Origin of the sequence: Halalkalibacter kiskunsagensis, assembly GCF_037027555.1 — a bacterium.
Taxonomy (GTDB): Bacteria; Bacillota; Bacilli; order Bacillales; family Bacillaceae_D; genus Halalkalibacter; species Halalkalibacter kiskunsagensis.
In genome coordinates this window covers 187573-209443 of sequence record NZ_JAXBLX010000003.1, presented here as the reverse complement: position 1 = coordinate 209443, position 21871 = coordinate 187573, and the positions used below count along the sequence as shown (strand labels likewise).

Genomic DNA, 21871 nt, shown 5'->3' with positions numbered 1-21871 from the left:
CCCTATTCAATATAGGAATCATCTTCTAGTTGCTTAATCTCTTTTTTTATTGTGTCCTTGACATAGGTGCCAGTTTAAAGAAGCTTCTTCTTTTTGATTTTTCATGTAATAATAAAAGGAATGAAGTCATTTGTTATATCTATAAAAAGGAGGAGAAAATTTGATTAAAGCTGGATCTACTATCTTTTTAGAACTACACGAAAAAAAAGAGCTTGAGAAAACGTTGAGATTTAAATGTCGATTAGTAGATCAAACTCAATCAATGTATGTAATTGATTATCCGATAAATGAAGAAACGGAAAAACCGAGTTTCTTTTTTGATGGTACAGAATTTCGAGCTTGGTTTATCGCTGAGGATAAAGCGGTATATGCATTCGATACGGAAATCATTGGAAGAAAAAAGGGTCATATACCTGTTCTACTTTTAAAAAATCCAGGAAAAGAAAATTACGTCCGAATACAACGTCGTAATTATGTCCGTGTAGAAACAATTGTCGATGCAGCCATACATCCAATACATAATGAATTTCCTCCTTTTACAACCGTTACTTTGGATTTAAGTGGGGGAGGCTGTGCTGTTATTGTTCCGAGTGGTCAAAGTATACCAACTGAAGGTAGCGTGAACATTTGGCTTGTATTACATATGCAGGTAGGTGAAATTATATATGTACAAGCTAAATGTAAAATCGTTCGAGTATGGAAGCCAAGGCCGAATAGTAGGGAAAGAGCTTCTTTGCAATTTATTGAAATTGAAGAGCGAGACCAACAGAAAATCATACGATATTGTTTTGAAAGACAAGTAGTTGTAAGAAGAAAATATGACGGTGTCAATTTCTAAGTAAAAAAAGTAGTGAAGAAATGTATTTAGGGAGTACTACGAACAACATGGATTTGGTTAAGTTTGAAAAAAGGTTAGTGGAGTACTCATGTAAGTATAATTAATACTGATAATTCGCAACCTTTCGTTAGACTAGAAATGTCAGAGTATGATAAGATGAAAAAGAGAACAATTAGGGTAATCCGTAGTGAAAACACTTTCAATTGTTCGGATCGTATATGAGGTGTATTAGTAGATGAACAAAAAGATGAATATTGCTATTGATGGCCCTGCTGGAGCAGGGAAAAGTACGGTTGCAAAAATAGTGGCAGAAAAGCTTTCCTATCTTTACATTGATACTGGAGCTATGTATCGTGCACTAACTTTTGTAGCTATGCGAGTTGGTCTAAATCTTGAAGAAGGCTCACAACTTATAGAACTACTAAAAGATTTGAGAATTCAACTTCAACACGAAGAGAGTGGTGTACGAGTTTTCGTTAATAATGAAGATGTTACCGCCGCCATTCGTACAAAGAACGTTACATCTAACGTTTCGTTGGTTTCAAGCCATGAAGCAGTGAGGATCGAAATGGTTGATCGTCAACGGAAATTAGCGGAGAATGGGCATGCAGTACTTGATGGCAGGGATATTGGAACATATGTATTACCAGATGCCAAGGTGAAGATTTTCTTAACGGCTTCTGTTGAGGAGAGAGCGAGGCGTCGCTATGAAGAGCATCAAGGAAAAGGAATTTTATCAAACTTTGACCAAATAAAAAAAGAAATTGCCCATCGAGATAAGTTAGATTCAACTCGAGCATTTGCCCCGTTGAAAAAAGCTGATGATGCGGTAGAAATAGATTCAACGGCACTTACTATTCCTGAAGTAGCAGAATTAATAATTGAACTGGCAAAAGAGAGGGCAAGGTAACATGGGGATTTATCAATTTGGACAAAGTGTCAGCAGGATGTTTCTTTCAACATCTTATAAAGTCGAAGTAGTAGGAAAAGAGAACATACCTAAAGACGGAGCAACAATTCTTTGTTGCAATCATATTCACAATTTCGATCCGCCATTATTAGGTGCATACATAAATCGGCAATTACATTATATGGCGAAACAAGAATTGTTTGAAATGCCTATTCTAAAAGGTTTATTACCAAAATTAGGTGCTTTTCCCGTACGAAGAGGGATGAGTGATAAACAAGCGATCCGTACTGCTATGAAGTTATTAAAAGAAGGGCATATGATCGGGTTGTTTCCAGAAGGTACAAGAAGTAAGGATGGCAAGGTAGGAAAAGGGTTGTCTGGAGCCGGTTTCTTTGCTCTTCGAACAGATTCAACAGTAATTCCTTGTGCTATTATTGGTCCTTATAAGAGTTTTAGGCCGTTAAAATTAGTTTACGGAGAGGCAATCGATTTCAGTGAATTAAGAGAGCAAAAAGCATCTGCAGAAGAAGCAACAGAATTAATTATGAGTGAAATTAGACAATTAATTGAAAAACACTCTATAATGCCATGAATAAATTTTCTTTCGCTAGTCGTGAAAGATAGTTAAAATAATAGTGAGGTACCGCTACTAGACTGCGGGGATTGAAGGAGGCAAAAGTCAATGGTCGAAGAAATGAACAACGAAGTGACAGAAATGAAGTCCTTTGCCGAAGGGGATGTTGTATCGGGTAAAGTGACGAAAGTCGAAGATAAACAAGCGTTTGTCGATGTGGGCTTTAAAGTTGATGGCATCGTTCCAATTAGTGAATTGTCAAGTTTGCATGTGGAAAAGGTAAGTGATGTTCTTTCAGTTGACGATGAGCTCGATTTAAAAGTTCTAAAAATTGAGGACGATGAGCTCATCCTTTCAAAGCGTGCGGTGCAAGCAGAGAAAGCATGGGACGAGCTTCAACAAGCTTATGAAGCGGGTCAAATTCTTGAAGTAGAAGTTGCTGATGTTGTAAAGGGTGGGCTCGTTGTTGATGTAGGAGTTAGAGGATTTATCCCAGCTTCTTTAGTCGAACGTCATTTTGTTGAAGATTTTACAGATTATAAAGGTCGCACATTACGATTAAAGATAGCTGAAATTGACAAGGAAAACAACAAGTTGATTTTATCGCAAAGAGCTGTTTTAGATGAAGAACTAGAAGAACAAAAGCGGAACATTTTACAAACGTTAAAAGCCGGGGATGTTGTTGAAGGACGTGTTCAACGATTAACAGATTTTGGCGCGTTTGTTGATGTTGGTGGAGTTGATGGGTTAGTCCATATTTCTCAACTAGCTCATCATCGCGTAGAAAAGCCATCAGACGTTGTGAATGAAGGTGATTCTGTTCAAGTGAAAATTCTCTCTGTCGATCAAGATAGCGAACGAATATCTCTGTCTATAAAAGAAACATTACCAGGGCCTTGGGAAAGCTTCTCTGGAAAAGTTAAATCTGGGGATGTATTAGAAGGCACGGTTAGACGTCTTGTTTCATTTGGTGCTTTTATCGAGCTTGCACCAGGTGTTGAAGGACTAGTTCATATTTCGCAAATTGCTAACCGTCATATTGGGACTCCATCTGAAGTTTTATCAGAAGGGGAAAAGGTTGAGGTCAAAGTACTCGATGTGAATGTTGTTGAGAAACGAATCTCTTTAAGTATTCGCGATTTACTAGAAGACGAGGAAACGAGTGATGCAGATTATCAAGAGTATGAAGCAACAAGAGAAGCAGAACCTGGTGGTTTTTCTCTTGGGGACATGATTGGTGACCAATTAAAGAAATATAAAAAATAAAGATGTAGGGTGATTATGGGTGAGTAGAGCTACTAGGAAGCTAGATCATATTCAGCATGCACTGTCCACGGGACAAGATTTAACGCATGGATTTGAAGACATTATGTTTGTTCACAACAGCCTTCCAGAAGTAAATCTAGAACACATTAATCTCTCATCGCAAATCGGCGAACTTACTTTAAGTTCGCCGATTTTTATCAATGCGATGACAGGTGGTGGAGGAGAGAAAACAAGGCTAATCAACGAACAACTTGCTGAAGTTGCTGCGCAAACAGGTATAGGAATGGCTGTTGGTTCTCAAATGGCTGCGCTAAGAGAAGAGAAGCAATGTCAGAGCTTTCAAGTCGTAAGAAAAACAAACCCAAAGGGAGTTATTTTTGCTAATCTTGGAAGTGAGGCAACTGTGGAACAAGCAAAGCAAGCAGTTGACATGCTTGAAGCGAATGCCCTACAAATACATGTAAATGTAATTCAAGAACTAGTAATGCCTGAGGGAGATCGTGATTTTACGCATATGGTAAGTCGAATTGAGAAAATTGTAGATAGAATTGAAGTACCTGTTATCGTAAAAGAAGTTGGGTTTGGAATGAGTAAAGAAACGGTAGAAACATTAGCCTCTGTTGGTGTATTTGCGGTTGATGTTGGTGGCTTTGGTGGAACGAACTTTTCTAAAGTAGAAAATGAGCGTAGACAACGTCGACTTGACTTTTTTGATAATTGGGGAATAACGACAACGTCTTCTCTTTTAGAAGCTCTTTATGCAAATGCGAACATTCATGTATTTGCTTCAGGAGGATTACAGAATGCGCTAGATTTAGCAAAGTCTATAGCCTTAGGTGCATCAGCGGGAGGATTTGCTGGTAATTTTTTGCGAATATTAATTGATAAAGGTCAAGAAGCACTAATAGATGAGGTATTGCAGTTAGAAGAGGACTTTCGTTACATTTTAACAGCTTTGCAAGCATTAAATCTTCAAGATTTACGACAGAAACCATTAGTAATCTGCGGAGATACATATCATTGGGCCACTCAACGTGGATTCGATGTTTCTTCAATTAGTAGGCGAGAATCAAAGAGGTAAAAGCTACCTCTTTGATATTTGTACAAAGTTGATGAAAACATATGGATTCGAAAGGTTTCATACTCATTTTTTCAGAGAAGTCATTACCTTTATTAAGGACGTTGCTGTTTTCTTGCTTGTTCAGGGCTTTGCATTTTTGCTGCCCCTGGATAATCTAAACTTTGATCACGATCAGATTCGACTCGACCTGATTTTTTTAATTTTTTTTCCTGACGATCTCTCCCCATAATTCCCCTCCTTCCATCCTAACTAAATTACCTTTTATATTGTGTCACATAGCCGTATTTCTATGTATTTGTATGGTTAGAACAACCTATCTTCGTCGATACTTAAGAGGAAGGAGGTGTAAGAATGGAAGGTATCTTTATTTATTGGTTTGGTTGGGGACTTTGGGTCGTGATTAGTTTCTTTTGGCCTAAGTCTAAGAAGAGATTTTGGAGTGCATTTGCTATTTTATCATTGTTAATATTATTGCCAACGACACTTGTTCTTGCAAATACGTCATTCCATATTGCTTATCTTTTGTTTTCAATTTATTTATTTTTCAAAATAAGTAAGGAGAAAAAATTAAAAATATTTCATTCATTTATCGCCTCAATTACGATAGGTGCTGCTTATGCTGGTTTTGGGATGATGCTTATTTTTGATCCTGTTGTAGAACTTATTGATAGTCGCTGGATGATAGGATGTCTGACAGCTATTATTGCATTTTTGCTTGCTACAACGTTCTATCATCGTTTATTACTTGCTATTTCAGGTCTGATTCAAGGTGAATTGTTGACAGGTCTTGTTAGTCAACATCATCTTCATATGGGAAGATCAATTGGGAACTTGTATTTTTTTGATATTCTCGCAATAGTAGGGGGGTTATTTGGTGTTGTTTGGTCATTTATGCAGCTCTCTTCACTATTAGGGAAATTGGTAATCAAAGAACAAAAGTCTGGTTTATTAAAACAAAGTTCGTGAAAGTAGAAGTCGACAAGTATGTTGAAATCAAGTAGAATGAAAAAGTTGCAATAAAACTGGTTGATTTTACATAATAGAGCTTGTTAAAAAGGTTGTTCGACCTCTTTACTAAGATCTCAAGCAATGAGTGTAAGCTCTGCAGGGTTTTTAGCCATTGCATCATCCTTATTTAACACACTAAGTAAACAGAAAGGTTGTGACGTTATGACAAAGCCTGTTGTAGCGATAGTCGGACGTCCTAATGTTGGGAAGTCTACAATTTTCAATCGAATAGTAGGAGAACGGGTTGCGATTGTCGAAGATATGCCAGGAGTAACTCGTGATCGTATTTATAGTAAAGGTGAATGGTTAAACCGCGAATTTAATTTAATTGATACAGGTGGAATTGAATTAGGTGATGAACCGTTGCTTATTCAAATGCGTGCTCAAGCTGAACTCGCCATTAAAGAAGCGGACGTCATTATTTTTATCGTTAACGGTCGTGAAGGCATTACAAGTGCAGATCAAGAAGTAGCGAAAATATTATTTCGGTCAGACAAGCCCGTTGTTCTTGGTGTCAATAAAATTGACAATCCGGACATGCATGAAGAGCTTTATGAATTTTATTCTCTAGGGATGGATACACCTTATCCAATTTCTGGATCACATGGATTAGGACTTGGGGATTTACTTGATCAAGTGATCAATTATTTCCCAAATGAAGAAGAAGACCCGTATGATGAGGAAACAATTCGAATTTCACTAATTGGACGACCGAATGTTGGGAAATCTTCAATCGTTAATGCAATGCTCGGAGAAGAACGTGTGATTGTTAGTAATATTCCAGGAACAACACGTGATGCAATCGATACTCCATTCACACGTGATGAACAAGATTATGTTCTTATTGATACAGCGGGTATGCGAAAACGAGGAAAAGTATATGAAGCGACTGAAAAATATAGTGTTCTGCGATCGCTGAAAGCAATTGAACGGTCAAACGTTGTCCTTGTGGTCATAAACGCAGAAGAAGGGCTTATTGAGCAAGATAAGAAAATCGCTGGTTATGCGCATGAAGCAGGTCGTGCGGTCATTCTTGTTGTAAATAAGTGGGATGCTGTTGAAAAAGATGATAAGACGATGAAGAACTTTGAACAAAAGTTACGTGAAGAACTATTATTTTTAACGTACGCTCCTATTTTGTTTGTTTCGGCAAAAACAAAACAACGTTTGCACCAAGTCCTTCCAATGGTTAAGAGAGTATCTGAAAATCATCATTTGCGCGTTGCTACTAATGTTCTTAACGATATGATTATGGATGCAGTTGCGATGAATCCAACACCTACTGATAAGGGCAAGAGATTAAAGATCAACTATGTAACACAGGTTGCTGTAGAGCCGCCGACCTTTGTCTTCTTTGTAAATGAACCGGAATTGATGCATTTCTCATATGAGAGATTTTTAGAAAATCGACTTCGTGCAACATTTGATTTTGAGGGGACGCCAATTAAAATTTTTGCTAGAAAGAAAAATGTATAACGCGATCAAAGGATCAGTTGTCACTGGCATACTTGTTACGATATGAAATCCTTTTTTCATATCGTACGTTTGTACGCTTTGGACAAAAGCAGGTATAGAAGGAGAGAGTATGAGGTGGGGAAAGTATGATGGTTATTGCACTCATTTTTACTGTTTTAATTGGATACCTCTTAGGATCAATAAGTTTTAGCTATATTATTGCAAAGAAAATAAAAAAAGTGGATATACGTCAACATGGAAGTGGCAATGCGGGGGCGACAAACACTTTACGGGTGCTGGGCCTTGGTCCTGCATTATCGGTATTAGCCCTAGATGTTTTAAAAGGGGTCATTGCTGTATGGATTGGAGCTATGGTGGCACCTGATGAGACAGGGCTTTTTCCTGCGTTAGCTGGATTTGCGGCGATTATAGGTCATAATTGGCCGGTTTATTATGGATTTCGTGGTGGGAAAGGAGTTGCTACCACTATAGGTGTATTAGCAACTCTACTTTTATTACCAGCTTTATATGCTGGAGTTGTAGCAATTATTAGCATTATACTCACAAGGTATGTCTCGTTAGGGTCAATATTATTTGCAATTTTAACACCAATTATTTCTTTCATTTTTTTAGATTATTTTGCTTATCCAGTAGTTTATGCCTATTTAGCGCTTGTAGTTGCACTACTTTCCATTTGGAGGCATCGAACCAATATTCAACGCTTGCTCGCACGAAGTGAGAGCAAAATCGGACAGAAATCATAAGTAGACAAGGAGTGAGTGGTTTGACAAAAGTTGCTGTTATTGGTGCAGGAAGTTGGGGAACCGCTTTAGCCATGGTTTTAGCTGATAATGAACACGAGGTTAGACTGTGGGCAAGAAGGCCTGATCAAATTGAAGAGATAAATAAGCACCATACAAATTCAAAATATTTACCGAATATCGTATTATCAGAACGAATTATTGGACATAACCAATTAGCAAAGGCGCTTGATGGAGTTGAGGTTATTCTTTTAGTTGTTCCAACGAAGGCAATCAGAGAAACAGTAAAAGAATTGAAAAAAGTTATGAAAGTTCCTGCTACGATTATCCATGCAAGTAAAGGAATAGAGCCAGGAACTCATAAACGTATTTCGGAAATGATTGAGGAAGAATTTAGTGGTTCACACATGCTACGTGACGTTGTTGTGTTATCAGGTCCGAGTCATGCTGAAGAAGTAAGCCTTAGACAACCTACGACTGTAGCTGTATCTTCAAATAATAACGAAGCTTCTGAGTTAGCACAGGATTTATTCATTAACCAACATTTCCGTGTTTATACGAATCCGGATCTTGTGGGGGTTGAAATTGGAGGCGCCTTAAAAAATAGTATTGCTCTTGTTTGTGGTTTAACTAACGGACTTGGTATGGGCGATAATACGAAAGCGGCAATTATGACGCGTGGACTTGCAGAAATTGCTCGGATTGGTGTGAGGCTAGGCGCCAATCCACTTACGTTTGCTGGACTTTCAGGGTTAGGGGATTTAATTGTAACTTGTACAAGTGTGCATTCAAGAAACTTTCGAGCTGGATACATGATTGGTGAAGGAAAATCTTTAGATGAAGTGTTGCAATCAATGGGCATGGTAGTGGAAGGGATTCGCACGACAAAGGCAGCCCATGAATTAGCCCAAAAGGTAGAAGTAGATATGCCAATAACCTCGGCTTTAAATGCAGTATTATTTGAAGGGCTTCATCCAAAAGAAGCAACAGAACGATTAATGGGTCGAGTAAAAAAACATGAAGTTGAGCAACTAGATGTTGATTTTTTGAGATAAGGAAGTAGCAGTAATAGGGAAAATTCGCACCTTCTTCGGGTTCACGCATATGATATCGTGATATTACGAATGAGGGAGGGCGTACCATGTCTCAAAAAAATGACTCATCTTTCATGGACCAAATTCAAAAAAAGGCAAATGTAAAACCAGATGAATTATTTAAATTAGCAAATTCAGTTAGTAATACAAATCTTAAAGATGAAGCGGCAGTTAGACAGCTAATTGCACAAGTAGCAAAGCTTGCTAATAAACCAGTCTCCAAAGAAAAAGAAGACCAGATTGTCGAAGCAATTACAAATAATAACATGCCAACTGATTTTGCTTCACTTGCAAAAATGTTCAACAAAAAATAAACGTGGGTGTAGGCTAAAACCATAAGCAAATCTATGGTTTTAGCATATACTTGTAAAGAACGAACATTACTATAGGGCTGTGCTTTAAGGCGAAGGGTTTCGTCAAGTTGAAGAAGTGTGCCCCCACTTCTTCAACTTTTTTTCATGGGAGAAAGGTCGTAATCACTTTCATGAATATAGGTTAATTAGATTTTGATCTAAGGTTCGTTATACTGTTATATTTGTTTTGTTTGCGACACCGACTTTTTGGACAGGCTATGCTATAATGTTGTTTGGAAATCGTATTTTTGGAGGTTGATAGATCGTGTCACAAGCGATGATGAATATGTGGATTTCATTTTTTGCTCTTGCATTAATGTTTGTGTCTGCAGGGAGTGCAATATTTAGTCGAGAAAAGTTAAAAGGCTGGGTGCAAAAGTTAGTATTGGTCTTTTCTTTTGTTTGTTTGATTGTATCCGGTTGTATTGTCTTTCTTATCGTACTAGGTGGACCAACCGCTACTATGTAATAAGAAAGGAGTCGGCAGGCAATGAGACAAGCGATTATAGTAGGGCTTTCGATGAGTCTACTTCTATTAAGTGGATGTTTATTTCCTGATGATCAACGGGCTGAAAATCGAATAGCTTATCCAGATCAACTTCAATCTGTTCAACTTGCTGTTCGGCAATTCCAAACAGATACAGGTGTTTTACCAATTCGAACGTTTGATGAAACAACCTCACTTTACCAACGTTATGTGATTGATTTTAATCAGTTAAGCCCAAGGTACTTGCAGCAACCACCGGGTACAGCCTTTGAAAACGGTGGAGTATTTCAATATGTACTAGTGAATGTTGAAGAGGACCCTGAAGTAAAGGTGATTGATTTAACTTCACAGAGAGAGGTCGGACAGTTGCAGCAACGTCTAAATGATTATATGAGAAAACATCAATATGCACCAATTAAGGAAATGATTGATGTTGGACTTTTCATACTAGATCATGAGGCTCTTAACTATAAGGAAGCTCCTCATGTTAGAAGCCCTTACCACGATACGTTACTACCTTTACTATTAACCAATGATGGAGAGATTATAATTGATTATCGTATTGATCTAAATATGATGCTTAATGAGTATGACCATCAATTTGCAGAAGGAGAAGACATCCGCTCTCTTTTATATGAAAATTCTCCATTTGTGCCTTTACGAAGTGTTCCATATGTTCTTGATGATAATCAAGAACCCATTTATGCTATGGAGCTAAGAAAAAAATAATAGAGCAGATGAATAAAATTGGTCTAATGCCCCTTATCTTTTGATATACATATCAGAGGAAGGGGCGTTTTTTGTTTTCCCCTTCTCGGTAGCCCAAAAACGAGAATCTTCTTACTTTCGAGAACAGTTGTCATAAACTATGGACAACATCATAGATATGATAGTGTCCAAGGTTTACGGAAAGAAGGGTTTCTCAAATTTTTACTCGATCGGGAGGGGATCACGTGGAAAAGGTAGATATTTTCAAAGATATCGCTGAACGAACTGGCGGCGATATTTATCTCGGAGTGGTAGGTGCAGTACGCACAGGGAAATCGACATTCATTAAGAAATTTATGGAATTAGTCGTTCTCCCGAATATTGAAAATGAGTCAGAAAAAGCACGAGCACAAGATGAATTGCCTCAAAGTGCGGCGGGTAAGACAATTATGACAACGGAGCCGAAATTTGTTCCAAACCAAGCGATTTCAATTCATGTTGATGATGGACTTGATGTTAATATTCGGCTAGTTGATTGTGTTGGGTATGCTGTTCCTGGAGCAAAAGGTTATGAGGATGAGCATGGACCTAGGATGATTAATACACCTTGGTATGAGGAGCCAATTCCATTTCAAGAGGCAGCAGAAATTGGAACGCGTAAAGTCATTCAAGAACATTCAACTTTAGGTGTGGTCGTAACAACGGATGGTTCAATTGGTGAAATTCCTCGTAACGATTATCTAGAATCAGAAGCGCGTGTTGTTGAGGAATTAAAAGAAGTTGGAAAACCATTTATTATGATTGTTAATAGTGTGCGACCTCATCACCCAGACACTGATCAACTGCGCAGGCAATTGGCGGACGAATACGATATTCCGGTTTTAGCAATGAGTATTGAGAGTATGACAGACCAAGATATTAACAATGTTCTTCGTGAAGTATTGTTTGAATTTCCGGTTCATGAAGTGAATGTTAATCTTCCAAGCTGGGTTATGGTATTACGAGAAGATCATTGGCTCCGTCAAAGTTATGAAGAATCTGTTCGTGAGACAGTTAAAGATATTAAGCGTCTTCGCGATGTCGATCGCGTTGTTGGACAATTCACAGAATATGAATTCATTGACGACGCACGTTTAGCGGGAATTGAAATGGGGCATGGGATAGCTGAAATTGATTTATACGCTCCGGATAATTTATATGATCAAGTATTAAAAGAAGTCGTTGGTGTCGAAATAAGAGGGAAGGATCATCTACTACAATTGATGCAAGATTTTGCTCATGCTAAAGCAGAGTATGATCAAGTATCTGATGCACTTCGAATGGTCAAACAAACTGGTTACGGCATCGCAGCACCTGCTTTGTCTGACATGAGCTTAGATGAACCAGAAATTATTCGTCAAGGGTCACGCTTTGGTGTACGATTAAAAGCTGTTGCTCCATCTATTCATATGATTAAAGTAGATGTAGAATCGGAGTTTGCACCAATAATTGGTACAGAAAAGCAGAGTGAAGAGCTTGTTCGCTATTTAATGCAAGATTTTGAAGAAAACCCGTTATCGATTTGGAATTCTGACATTTTTGGAAGGTCACTTAATTCAATTGTACGCGAAGGTATTTCAGCTAAACTATCGCTTATGCCAGAAAATGCTCGATATAAATTAAAGGAGACGTTAGAGAGAATCATTAACGAAGGTTCTGGTGGGCTTATTGCCATTATCCTATAATGATGACATTTCTATTATATGAAGAAAAGAGCCCCAAGATGGGGTTCTTTTTGCTTTGCTCTAATTTTTTATGCTAAGATTTGAGTAGTAATTTTCATGACTTATTTATAGAGCTTCTAAAGCGAAATTTTTCAATTCGTGTTAAGATAGTAAAAGTAGAATGCATATAGGGGTAACTTTAGGAACAGGAGAGTTGAGATGAGTAATCAAAATGAGTTTTTTGTTATAAAGGCAAAGGAAAATGGTGTGAATGTGATTGGTCTTACACGTGGTTCTGATACTCGCTTTCACCACTCTGAAAAACTTGATAAAGGTGAGGTCATGATTGCTCAATTTACAGAACATACTTCAGCTGTGAAAATTAGGGGAAAAGCAATCATTCAAACGAGTCATGGTACGATGGATACAGAGGAATAATCACTTGAGTTTGTTAACTCTGTGTTTTAGTACTAGTAGAGGATAATTGTATAATTAGAGGAATGGAAATTTGAATATGACAACAATGAAGGACGGAATTTGGGGGATTTTTTATGGTGAGCATGAGTCAGTTCGATGATAAAGTAAAAGAAATCAAAATGAATTTTTATAGCCTAACAAAACATCTATATTTGCAATCGTACATACCAGAACCAGTTATAGATGATGATAAGGTTCGTTTTTTATATGCGATGTTATATAAACGACTATCCAATTCTGAGGCGAAAATGTTTACGATTTCAGCATTATTACTTCAAGCTGCTCTTGATGTTCATGATGAAGTCTCCCTTCAACCAATTACTTCTGATAGTTTACGTAAAAATAGGCAGTTGACCGTACTAGCAGGGGACTATTACGTTGGTCTTTACTACTATTTGCTTGCAGAGAAAAAACATGTACCTATGATCAGGGTATTTAGCAAATCGATCCAAGAAATCAATGAATACAAAATGAATCTATATGATGCAGATGACTTTACTTATGAAGAGGTTCAATTGAATATTTCACAAATTGAGTCTGTGCTAATGCAAAATATGGCTGACTTTTTTGAACAAGCTAACTGGAAAGATGTAATAAAGGACTTCTTTTATCTCAAAAGACTCTTATCGGAAAAGGTAAACTGGGAAAAAGGTTCAGAAAGTCCTATAATTGAGTCTATTCTTAGAGAATCTAGGAGTGGAGAAGAGACTCTTCAATGTATAGATAGAAAAGTTGAAGATGTGAAAGATCGGCTTATTTTGAGTTGTCGGTCATTGCCTACGTTTGAGAGTTTTATTATTGATCATATTGATGGACTACTAGGTAAGGCAGAATTTCAAGAGATCGTTTCAGAAGAAGGGTGAACTAGATGACACATACGAAAGAAGAGCGCGTTCATCAAGTATTTGAATCAATTTATAAAAAGTATGATGTAATGAACTCTGTAATTAGCTTTCAGCGTCATAAGGCATGGCGCAAGGATACGATGAAAAGAATGAATGTTCAAAAAGGAAATCATGCACTTGATGTTTGTTGTGGAACGGCAGATTGGGCGATTGCTTTGGGTGAAGAAGTGGGCTCAAATGGTCATGTTGAGGGATTAGACTTTAGCCAAAATATGCTTAAAGTTGGAAAAGAAAAAGTAGAGAAACGAAACCTAAAGCAAGTAAACCTTGTCCATGGAAACGCAATGGAGCTCCCTTACGAAGATAATTGCTTTGACTTTGTGACTATAGGATTTGGACTGCGAAATGTACCTGATTATATGCAAGTTCTAAAGGAAATGTATCGTGTGACAAAGCCTGGAGGAATGACGGTTTGTCTTGAAACATCACAACCTACGATTCCGGTATTTAAGCAGTTATATTTCTTTTATTTCCGTCAAGTAATGCCGGTATTTGGAAAAATGTTTGCGAAGAGTTATGACGAGTATTCTTGGTTACAAGAATCAACAATGTCGTTTCCAAATCGTGATAAACTAGCTGACATGTTTCGTGAAGCTGGTTTTGTTGATGTCGAAGTGAAGCCGTATTCGGGTGGAGTTGCAGCTATGCATCTAGGCAAAAAATCAAGTAGCAAGTAGAATTGGAGCAGATACACGTGATTAGAAAGATAAAAATCATCTTAGAAATGATCAAATTTGAACATACCGTTTTTGCACTTCCGTTTGCCTATTTTGGCGCAATGCTTGGTGCTTTTATTGTGAATAACGAGTGGCCTGCATGGTCGGAATGGCTTTGGATTACGATAGCAATGATCGGTGCGAGAAGTGCAGCCATGTCACTTAATAGGGTAATTGATGAACAAATCGATAAACGCAATCCAAGAACGGCCAACCGAGCGATTCCAGCAGGATTAGTGTCAAAAATTGAAGTGCTCTTATTTATATTAATTTCATTTGCACTTCTTTTTTATGCAGCCTTTCAACTAAACATATTAGCAGTCTATCTATTACCTATCGCAGTTTTCTTTTTAGTTATTTATTCATATACAAAAAGGTTTACATGGACATGTCATCTTATATTAGGAGTAACAATTGGACTTGCACCACTTGGTGGTTGGGTAGGCGCTACTGGAACATTAACTTGGGAAGCTTTGCTATTATTTTTGGCAGTTGCCTTTTGGACAGCTGGGTTTGATGTGATCTATGCCACGCAAGACGCTGATTATGATAGAGAAAATGAATTGTACTCAATTCCGAGTCAATTTGGTATTGGACGAGCTTTGAAGATTGCTCGTTTTCTGCATGTAATCAGTTTCTTATCTTTTGTTGGATTGTTTTTCTTTACTCCATTAGGATGGATTTATTTCATTGGGGTCGTAATAGCAGGTGGGATTATGGTTTATGAACACTCACTTGTTTCAGAGAATGACCTTTCGAAGTTGGATGTAGCTTTTTTTACAATGAACGGAATTCTTAGTCTTGTTTTGTTCATTTTTGCGATTGGAGATATACTAATATGACGTTAGAAGCTAAAGGAATATTCACTGTGGGGATAACAGGAGCAAGTGGAGCGGTATATGGTGTTCGTCTTGTTCAAGAACTACTAAAACGATCTTACAAAGTTCATTTAGTGTTGACAGAGGCAGCTTGGAGGGTATTTAAAGAAGAATTGTTACTAGCGACCTCCAACCGTGATTCTGTTATCGAGGAATTATTTAGTGGCTACGATGGGCAACTACACACTCATGATCTTCATGATTACGGAGCGCCCATTGCAAGCGGTTCATACCAAAATGATGGAATGATTATTATCCCTTGTTCAATGGGAACCCTTTCTGGTATTGCAAACGGTGCTTCTGGAAATCTCCTTGAACGAACAGCGGATGTTATGTTAAAAGAGGGGCGAAACCTCATTTTAGTTCCTAGGGAAACCCCACTTAACCAACTTCATTTAGAAAATATGCTTAAGGTTTCAAAAGTTGGAGCGAAAGTTCTTCCGGCGATGCCAGGTTTCTATCACTTACCGAAGAACATGGATGAGCTCATTAATTTTCTAGTTGGTAAAGCGTTAGACAGTCTAGGTGTTAAACATGATTTGTTTACAAGGTGGGGGGATAAACGATGAGTGTTGTAATAGGTGAAATTTCATATACGAATATTTTACCTTTCTTTTACCACCTCGACCGGGACGCGTTAAAGAAACGCAACTGTCAATTTATCCCACAAGTTCCCGCTCAGCTGAATCAAGAGATGGCATCAGGAAGAATTGACATTGGTGGTATATCTTCGTTTGCGTATGCTGAAAATGCAAATGCATTTACGTTAATGCCGAATTTATCAGTCACATCCTATGGAGCGGTTGGCTCTATCTATTTATTTTCAAAAGTACCTCTACAGGAACTAGACGGAAAAAAAGTTGCATTAACGTTAAGCTCGGCATCTTCTGTTCATCTTTTGAAAATTATCTTGGAACATTTTTATTCCTTATCCATTTCATATACTATGATGAAGCCCGATATTGGAACTATGTTATTAGAACATGATGCGTGTTTATTAATTGGGGACGACGCGATCGTAGCTAAACGGGAAAATAGTGATTCTCTTTATAATTACGATTTAGGAGACATCTGGTATGATCAAACAGGATTGCCAATGACGTTTGCTGTATTTGCTGTCCGTAATGAAACTCTTCGTGATCATACAAGCCTTGTCGGCTATATATATCGATCGTTCCTAGAAAGTAAATTGCGAAGTGAATCTGAAAATTACCAACCAATGATTGCCGATATAGTGAAAACATATGGAGGCAATAAATCATTTTGGGATAAGTACTTTTTGAAACTTTGTAATGATTTTGGACCACAAGAACAACGGGGACTATCTTATTTCTTTGAAGTGCTCTATAAAATGAACTATATAGCTGAACCTATTAAAACGTTAAACATTTGGAATACGGATGTTACTATTAAGTAGAAGAAAATAAGACAATAGGCTGACGACGATAGGGAATCGTCGTAATGAATTAAGGTGGACGACATGAAACTAGCAGAAATTTATATGCAATTTCAATCTGATATTACTATTATTGAAAAAGAGCTTGAAACAACAGTGCAAGCCAAAAATGATATCCTGCAGGAAGCAGCGACTCAATTACTAAAAGCTGGTGGGAAGAGAATTCGTCCTGTATTCGTATTATTGGCCGCTAAATTTGGACAGTATAACATTGAAGATTTAAAACATATTGCTGTTCCATTAGAATTGATTCATATGGCTTCATTGGTTCATGATGATGTAATCGATGATGCAGATTTACGTCGTGGGCAAAAAACAATTAAATCAAAGTGGGATAACAGAGTCGCGATGTATACAGGGGACTTTATATTTGGAAAAGCAGTAGAGACGTCAACGTTTTTCTCTGATCCGAAAATTCATCAAATATTATCGAATGCCATGTTAGAAATGTGCCTTGGAGAAATTGAGCAAATCCGTGATCAATACAACTGGGGTCAAAATTTCCGAGTGTACTTACGAAGAATTAAACGCAAAACGGCATTGTTAATTGCAGTTAGTTGTCAGTTAGGGGCGTTAGCGGCAAAGGCTGATCAACAAATTCAAAGAGGTCTGTATCAATTTGGTTATAATGTGGGAATGTCTTTTCAAATAACAGATGATGTACTTGATTTTGTCGGGACTGAGAAGCAGTTAGGAAAGCCCGCAGGTGGTGATTTACGCCAAGGGAATGTTACGTTGCCTGCACTTTATGCTATGCATCACGACGTTGAAATTAAGAAACTTGTAAAGGATATGCTAGCGACTAACTATCCAGAGAATATTGATATTTCCTCTATTCTAAATGCAGTAAAACAGTCTGGGGGGATTGAGTACTCGATAGAGATAAGTGATCAATATTTGAAAAAAGCTTATGAAGCACTTGAAAGACTACCTGATACAAAAGAGAAGACTTATTTACGAGAGATTGCTACCTACATAGGCAAACGTAAATTTTAAATTAAAAATTATGCAAAATTCATAGCTGGTGATGAAATGGAATATCGTTTCTCATCAGCTATTTGGCGTGAATAAGATGGAGAAGTGGGTAAAAATGGAAGATATCGAGCTGAATCACTTTTTGGTTGGAGAAGTAAGGCGAGAACTTTGTTTTCTTACCTGAATAGATTTATTTAGTCCGTTTATGGTAATGTTAGCGTTTTCTAGTAAATAATTCTCAACTGATATTGTTACAGTTTTGAATATTTGCTATACTAATAGAGGTTCTACTACATAATTTGATAGGAGCGATCTGTTCATGGAACGTACATATTTAATGATTAAGCCCGATGGAGTACAACGTAATTTAATTGGCGAAGTTGTATCACGTTTTGAAAAGAAGGGCTTTACGTTAGTTGGTGCAAAGTTAATGACTCTTTCAAAAGAAACAGCAGAAACTCACTATGCTGAACATAAAGAGCGTCCTTTCTTTGGCGATTTAGTCAAATTTATTACGTCAGGTCCTGTATTTGCAATGGTTTGGGAAGGTGTAAATGTAATCTCAACTGCTCGTACGATGATGGGAACAACCAATCCTGCAGAAGCCGGTCCTGGAACAATCCGGGGAGATTATGGTGTACAAGTTTCTATGAATGTCATTCATGGTTCTGATTCTCCTGCAAGTGCAGAAAGAGAGATTTCGATTTTCTTTAATGAAAATGAGCTAAATGAATATGAGAAAACGGTTAGTAAGTGGATTTAATGTAAGCGTTTAAAGGTTCGTCCGTTTAGGGCGGGCTTTTTCTTTTTAACTAAAAGACATAAATGTAGGCTTCAAATAAGAACCTTGAAGGATGTCTTTAATTGTTAAGGGCAGTATCATTTGTTGTTTTTTCAAAGAGTAGAAGAGGCTCCTTAGGATTGCGAATTCTAATGGAAATTTGGACATATTCGTCATATGATTAATCGGTAACATAGTTTGAGGTTAGCGATTGAATTGAACCTTAAGTTTAGTCGAGCGCTCCGCCCTGGGAGGGGGATTGTTTGTAAAAATTGCAAAACAAATATTTAACGCGAAAATGTACGAGCTTGAAAACTGAGGATGCATTTTTCTATAAAAAAATATAGAATAGATAAATATATGAAAAGGTGTTTAAATGCCTTCACTTATTAGTTAGTGTCTGTTAAAAGAGAAAATCACATCCTTTTTATTAAACTCGATGAAATTTTTCCTTAGACGGATAAAGGTTAAACTGGTAAAATGTCTAGATAATAACGAAATTGTCTAAATTATTTGAGACAAAGTGATGATATTCATGTTATAATTTAACGCATAAAAGCGTTAAAGAGAAAAGGTTGTTGGAATTGGAGGAGTCGAGATGAGATATTTAACAGCTGGTGAGTCACATGGCCCGCAATTAACGACGATTATTGAAGGGGTGCCAGCTCAACTAGAGTTGTTAGCTGAAGATATTAATCGTGATTTAGCACGTCGCCAAGGTGGATATGGTCGTGGGAGAAGAATGCAAATTGAAAAGGATCAAGTCCAAATTTTAAGCGGCGTTCGTCATGGCCGTACAACTGGTGCACCTATTGCTCTCGTTGTAGAAAATAAAGATTGGACCCATTGGACGAAAATTATGGGTGCAGAACCGATTGGTGAGGAAGAAGAAAAAGAAGTGAAGCGGAAATTAACCCGTCCACGTCCAGGACATGCTGATTTAAACGGAGCTATAAAATATGGACATCGCGACATGCGGAATGTACTTGAGCGCTCTTCAGCAAGAGAAACGACAGTTAGAGTGGCTGCCGGTGCTGTTGCCAAAAAGATCCTCCAAACATTCGGAATTAGCGTAGGTGGACATGTCCTTGAAATAGGTGGCGTCAAAGCAGAAAATGTATCATATGATTCAGTTGAAGAATTGCAAGCACGATCAGAGGCTTCACAAGTGCGTTGCTTAGATGACGAAGCTAGCGTCAAAATGATCGAAGCGATTGATGCTGCCAAAAAAGATGGTGACTCAATAGGTGGAATCGTTGAAGTAGTCATTGAGAATGTCCCAATTGGCCTTGGTAGTCATGTTCATTATGACCGAAAGCTCGATGCCAAATTAGCAGCAGCAGTGATGAGCATTAATGCATTTAAAGGAGTGGAAATTGGGATTGGTTTTGAAGCAGCTAGCTTGCCAGGGAGCCAAGTCCATGATGAAATTATTTGGGACGAAGAAAAAGGCTATAGCCGAAAAACAAATCGGTTAGGGGGATTTGAAGGGGGAATGACAACAGGAATGCCGATTGTCGTTCGGGGAGTGATGAAACCCATTCCTACTCTATACAAACCTCTACAAAGTGTTGATATTGAAACTAAAGAACCATTTGAGGCAAGCATTGAACGGTCTGATAGTTGTGCGGTTCCTGCAGCATCTGTAGTAGCAGAAGCAGTTGTAGCATGGGAAGTAGCGAATGCCCTACTTGAAACGTTTGGTCATGACCAAATTGAGACCATTCAACAAAATGTACAACGGCATCAGGATGAAGCGAGGAAGTTTTAATGAAGTTAGTTCCGATTGAAGCGAAATCAAAGTCGTACAATGTATACATAGAAGCTCGTATACGCCATAAAGTAGGACAATTATTAGAAGAGATAGTGACTGAGGCATTTTCTTCCATTTTTGTTATTACAGATTCAGTTGTTGCGCCTCTTTATTTAAATGATGTAGTAGGGAGCTTTCAAAATAAGCTTCCTATCTACACTGAAGTTATTCCAAGTGGTGAATCTTCAAAATCATTTGCTACCTATGAACAAGTTATGACGAAAGCTCTTGAATGTGGTCTTGATCGTAAATCAGTCATTGTTGCTCTAGGTGGTGGAGTAGTTGGTGATTTGGCTGGTTTTGTTGCTTCGACCTATATGCGAGGAATCCGCTTTGTCCAAGTGCCGACAACTCTTCTTGCCCATGATAGTAGTGTTGGAGGGAAAGTAGCAATCAACCACGCTCTAGGGAAAAATATGGTAGGGAGTTTTCACCAACCAGATGCCGTATTCTACGATCCGGAAACTCTATATTCATTACCTGAAAGAGAATGGCGTTCAGGTTTTGCGGAAGTAATTAAGCATGGATTTATTCGCAATCAGGATTTCTTGCAATGGCTACAAGGTGAGGTGAAGTCGTTTGATCAACTTCCCGTTGAGCAAGTGATTAATCTTTTAGAAAGATCCCTTGCTGTTAAAGCAAATATTGTGGCTGAAGATGAAAGAGAATCTGGAGTCAGAGCTTATCTAAATTTTGGTCATACCTTAGGTCATGCCATTGAATCTGAATTAGGGTATGGAGCCATTACACATGGTGAAGCAGTTGCTATTGGAATGATATTCGCTTTGAAATTAAGCGAAACGATGTTTGAAATAGATTTACATGTAAAACAACATGAGAATTGGTTTCAACGTCTCGGCTATAAAACAACGATTCCTAACAAGTTAAATGTAAATAAGTTAATAGGGAAAATGCAATCAGATAAAAAAGCGGAGGCTGGCTCTATACGTATGGTGCTTTTACAAGGAATGGAAAAAGCAACAATGTTAGAGATTCCACCTTCAATGATTGAACAGTTGATAGCTGAACAGATGGAGGTAGATGATGTTGGTTAGAGGGATTCGTGGTGCGATAACAATTGAGAATAATACAGACGCTGAGATTTCAATCGCAACTAAGGAATTGGTTCAAGAGTTAATTTTAAAAAATGACATTAACCCCAAAAATGTTGCACAAGTACTTTTTACAGTGACACAGGATATAACAGCGGCTTTTCCGGCTAAAGTACTAAGAGAGTTTGCTGATTGGTCCTATGTTCCTGTAGTTTGTGCTGTTGAAATTCCAGTGCCAAATAGTCTGCCATTTTGTATACGTGTATTAATGACGGTAAATACAGATGTCGAACAAGACGAAATTACCCATGTGTACTTACGGGAAGCTACTAAACTTAGACCAGATTTAACCTTGACGAATGAATAAGAACAAGGTAAACTGATGGCAGATGAGATGAAGAAAATGTTTTCTTCGAGCCTAGTTTAGTAATTATAATGAAAATAGTACGAATATTGAGTCTAGTAGAGAATGAGATTGAGTTGAGGAGAGCTGAGTTTAGTTGAGGGATACGTCTATCTATATACCTCCTAAACGTTTATGTTTAGGGGGTTTTTTATATCATCGTAAAGAAGCAATCTA

At 37.8% G+C, this 21871-nt stretch carries 25 protein-coding genes; 24 read left to right on the top strand and 1 reads right to left on the bottom strand.

Features of this window, described 5'->3' with window-relative positions; translation table 11 throughout:
* Positions 1-160 precede the first annotated feature (160 nt).
* The 5 genes from SLH51_RS03205 (at position 161) to fni (ending at position 4669) form a co-directional block, all read left to right on the top strand.
* Entirely contained in the window at positions 161-838 is a 678-nt protein-coding gene (locus tag SLH51_RS03205) for a flagellar brake protein (protein WP_335959048.1), read from the top strand.
* 235 nt (positions 839-1073) lie between these two features.
* Positions 1074-1748, top strand: coding sequence for a (d)CMP kinase (gene cmk, locus SLH51_RS03200; RefSeq protein ID WP_335959047.1), 675 nt, complete (start codon positions 1074-1076; stop codon positions 1746-1748).
* A gap of 1 nt (position 1749) precedes the next feature.
* Positions 1750-2340: a lysophospholipid acyltransferase family protein gene (locus SLH51_RS03195; RefSeq protein WP_335959045.1), complete on the top strand. Its 591-nt coding sequence runs from the start codon at positions 1750-1752 to the stop codon at positions 2338-2340.
* A 90-nt stretch (positions 2341-2430) separates the two neighbouring features.
* Positions 2431-3588 carry a 30S ribosomal protein S1 gene (rpsA, locus tag SLH51_RS03190; RefSeq protein ID WP_335959044.1) on the top strand — a complete coding sequence of 386 codons (1158 nt, stop codon included), beginning with the start codon at positions 2431-2433 and terminating at the stop codon, positions 3586-3588.
* A 19-nt stretch (positions 3589-3607) separates the two neighbouring features.
* On the top strand, positions 3608-4669 hold the full coding sequence (fni, locus tag SLH51_RS03185; protein WP_335959042.1) for a type 2 isopentenyl-diphosphate Delta-isomerase: 1062 nt from the start codon (positions 3608-3610) through the stop codon (positions 4667-4669).
* A gap of 92 nt (positions 4670-4761) precedes the next feature.
* Here the strand turns inward: fni and SLH51_RS03180 are convergent, their stop codons facing one another.
* Positions 4762-4896, bottom strand: coding sequence for a YpzI family protein (locus tag SLH51_RS03180; RefSeq protein WP_335959041.1), 135 nt, complete (start codon positions 4894-4896; stop codon positions 4762-4764).
* A gap of 124 nt (positions 4897-5020) precedes the next feature.
* Here SLH51_RS03180 and SLH51_RS03175 point away from each other — a divergent pair, with 124 nt between their 5' ends.
* From SLH51_RS03175 to aroH, 19 genes are all read left to right on the top strand, one after another.
* On the top strand, positions 5021-5635 hold the full coding sequence (locus SLH51_RS03175; RefSeq protein WP_335959040.1) for a YphA family membrane protein: 615 nt from the start codon (positions 5021-5023) through the stop codon (positions 5633-5635).
* A 204-nt stretch (positions 5636-5839) separates the two neighbouring features.
* Complete coding sequence (der, locus tag SLH51_RS03170; protein ID WP_335959039.1) at positions 5840-7153, top strand: ribosome biogenesis GTPase Der; 1314 nt, start codon at positions 5840-5842, stop codon at positions 7151-7153.
* Between the two features lie 128 nt (positions 7154-7281).
* Entirely contained in the window at positions 7282-7896 is a 615-nt protein-coding gene (plsY, locus tag SLH51_RS03165; RefSeq protein WP_335959065.1) for a glycerol-3-phosphate 1-O-acyltransferase PlsY, read from the top strand.
* A 20-nt stretch (positions 7897-7916) separates the two neighbouring features.
* Positions 7917-8948 carry an NAD(P)H-dependent glycerol-3-phosphate dehydrogenase gene (locus tag SLH51_RS03160; protein WP_335959038.1) on the top strand — a complete coding sequence of 344 codons (1032 nt, stop codon included), beginning with the start codon at positions 7917-7919 and terminating at the stop codon, positions 8946-8948.
* Positions 8949-9034: 86 nt separating this feature from the next.
* Positions 9035-9301, top strand: coding sequence for a stage VI sporulation protein F (locus tag SLH51_RS03155; protein ID WP_335959036.1), 267 nt, complete (start codon positions 9035-9037; stop codon positions 9299-9301).
* A gap of 304 nt (positions 9302-9605) precedes the next feature.
* On the top strand, positions 9606-9809 hold the full coding sequence (locus SLH51_RS03150) for a DUF2768 domain-containing protein (RefSeq protein WP_335959034.1): 204 nt from the start codon (positions 9606-9608) through the stop codon (positions 9807-9809).
* Between the two features lie 21 nt (positions 9810-9830).
* Positions 9831-10556, top strand: a complete 726-nt coding sequence (locus tag SLH51_RS03145) for a hypothetical protein (RefSeq protein WP_335959033.1) — start codon at positions 9831-9833, stop codon at positions 10554-10556.
* Between the two features lie 224 nt (positions 10557-10780).
* Complete coding sequence (spoIVA, locus tag SLH51_RS03140; RefSeq protein WP_335959031.1) at positions 10781-12259, top strand: stage IV sporulation protein A; 1479 nt, start codon at positions 10781-10783, stop codon at positions 12257-12259.
* Positions 12260-12457: 198 nt separating this feature from the next.
* The gene (gene mtrB / locus SLH51_RS03135; RefSeq protein WP_227936182.1) at positions 12458-12676 is read left to right on the top strand and encodes a trp RNA-binding attenuation protein MtrB; all 219 of its coding nucleotides are present in this window, start codon (positions 12458-12460) and stop codon (positions 12674-12676) included.
* A gap of 113 nt (positions 12677-12789) precedes the next feature.
* Positions 12790-13578: a heptaprenyl diphosphate synthase component 1 gene (locus tag SLH51_RS03130; RefSeq protein WP_335959030.1), complete on the top strand. Its 789-nt coding sequence runs from the start codon at positions 12790-12792 to the stop codon at positions 13576-13578.
* A gap of 5 nt (positions 13579-13583) precedes the next feature.
* Complete coding sequence (menG, locus tag SLH51_RS03125) at positions 13584-14297, top strand: demethylmenaquinone methyltransferase (protein WP_335959029.1); 714 nt, start codon at positions 13584-13586, stop codon at positions 14295-14297.
* A 17-nt stretch (positions 14298-14314) separates the two neighbouring features.
* On the top strand, positions 14315-15178 hold the full coding sequence (locus SLH51_RS03120; protein WP_335959028.1) for a UbiA-like polyprenyltransferase: 864 nt from the start codon (positions 14315-14317) through the stop codon (positions 15176-15178).
* Positions 15175-15783, top strand: coding sequence for a UbiX family flavin prenyltransferase (locus SLH51_RS03115; RefSeq protein ID WP_335959027.1), 609 nt, complete (start codon positions 15175-15177; stop codon positions 15781-15783). Before SLH51_RS03120 ends, SLH51_RS03115 begins: the two co-directional genes overlap by 4 nt.
* The gene (locus SLH51_RS03110; protein ID WP_335959025.1) at positions 15780-16631 is read left to right on the top strand and encodes a menaquinone biosynthesis protein; all 852 of its coding nucleotides are present in this window, start codon (positions 15780-15782) and stop codon (positions 16629-16631) included. Before SLH51_RS03115 ends, SLH51_RS03110 begins: the two co-directional genes overlap by 4 nt.
* 63 nt (positions 16632-16694) lie before the next feature.
* Complete coding sequence (gene hepT / locus SLH51_RS03105) at positions 16695-17666, top strand: heptaprenyl diphosphate synthase component II (protein WP_335959023.1); 972 nt, start codon at positions 16695-16697, stop codon at positions 17664-17666.
* Between the two features lie 298 nt (positions 17667-17964).
* On the top strand, positions 17965-18408 hold the full coding sequence (gene ndk, locus SLH51_RS03100) for a nucleoside-diphosphate kinase (protein ID WP_335959021.1): 444 nt from the start codon (positions 17965-17967) through the stop codon (positions 18406-18408).
* 616 nt (positions 18409-19024) lie between these two features.
* Positions 19025-20197, top strand: a complete 1173-nt coding sequence (gene aroC, locus SLH51_RS03095) for a chorismate synthase (protein WP_335959019.1) — start codon at positions 19025-19027, stop codon at positions 20195-20197.
* The gene (gene aroB / locus SLH51_RS03090; protein ID WP_335959018.1) at positions 20197-21294 is read left to right on the top strand and encodes a 3-dehydroquinate synthase; all 1098 of its coding nucleotides are present in this window, start codon (positions 20197-20199) and stop codon (positions 21292-21294) included. The genes aroC and aroB overlap by 1 nt, the downstream gene beginning before the upstream one ends.
* Positions 21287-21658: a chorismate mutase gene (gene aroH, locus SLH51_RS03085; protein ID WP_335959064.1), complete on the top strand. Its 372-nt coding sequence runs from the start codon at positions 21287-21289 to the stop codon at positions 21656-21658. Before aroB ends, aroH begins: the two co-directional genes overlap by 8 nt.
* The last annotated feature ends 213 nt before the right edge of the window (positions 21659-21871 follow it).

Coding starts and splice junctions, on each gene's coding strand:
- cmk (WP_335959047.1), top strand. CDS start 1,074: ATGAACAAAAAGATGAATATTGCTATTGATGGCCCTGCTGGAGCAGGG.
- SLH51_RS03195 (WP_335959045.1), top strand. CDS start 1,750: ATGGGGATTTATCAATTTGGACAAAGTGTCAGCAGGATGTTTCTTTCA.
- rpsA (WP_335959044.1), top strand. CDS start 2,431: ATGGTCGAAGAAATGAACAACGAAGTGACAGAAATGAAGTCCTTTGCC.
- SLH51_RS03180 (WP_335959041.1), bottom strand. CDS start 4,896: ATGGGGAGAGATCGTCAGGAAAAAAAATTAAAAAAATCAGGTCGAGTC.
- SLH51_RS03175 (WP_335959040.1), top strand. CDS start 5,021: ATGGAAGGTATCTTTATTTATTGGTTTGGTTGGGGACTTTGGGTCGTG.
- der (WP_335959039.1), top strand. CDS start 5,840: ATGACAAAGCCTGTTGTAGCGATAGTCGGACGTCCTAATGTTGGGAAG.
- plsY (WP_335959065.1), top strand. CDS start 7,282: ATGGTTATTGCACTCATTTTTACTGTTTTAATTGGATACCTCTTAGGA.
- SLH51_RS03155 (WP_335959036.1), top strand. CDS start 9,035: ATGTCTCAAAAAAATGACTCATCTTTCATGGACCAAATTCAAAAAAAG.
- SLH51_RS03145 (WP_335959033.1), top strand. CDS start 9,831: ATGAGACAAGCGATTATAGTAGGGCTTTCGATGAGTCTACTTCTATTA.
- mtrB (WP_227936182.1), top strand. CDS start 12,458: ATGAGTAATCAAAATGAGTTTTTTGTTATAAAGGCAAAGGAAAATGGT.
- SLH51_RS03130 (WP_335959030.1), top strand. CDS start 12,790: ATGGTGAGCATGAGTCAGTTCGATGATAAAGTAAAAGAAATCAAAATG.
- menG (WP_335959029.1), top strand. CDS start 13,584: ATGACACATACGAAAGAAGAGCGCGTTCATCAAGTATTTGAATCAATT.
- SLH51_RS03115 (WP_335959027.1), top strand. CDS start 15,175: ATGACGTTAGAAGCTAAAGGAATATTCACTGTGGGGATAACAGGAGCA.
- SLH51_RS03110 (WP_335959025.1), top strand. CDS start 15,780: ATGAGTGTTGTAATAGGTGAAATTTCATATACGAATATTTTACCTTTC.
- hepT (WP_335959023.1), top strand. CDS start 16,695: ATGAAACTAGCAGAAATTTATATGCAATTTCAATCTGATATTACTATT.
- ndk (WP_335959021.1), top strand. CDS start 17,965: ATGGAACGTACATATTTAATGATTAAGCCCGATGGAGTACAACGTAAT.
- aroC (WP_335959019.1), top strand. CDS start 19,025: ATGAGATATTTAACAGCTGGTGAGTCACATGGCCCGCAATTAACGACG.
- aroB (WP_335959018.1), top strand. CDS start 20,197: ATGAAGTTAGTTCCGATTGAAGCGAAATCAAAGTCGTACAATGTATAC.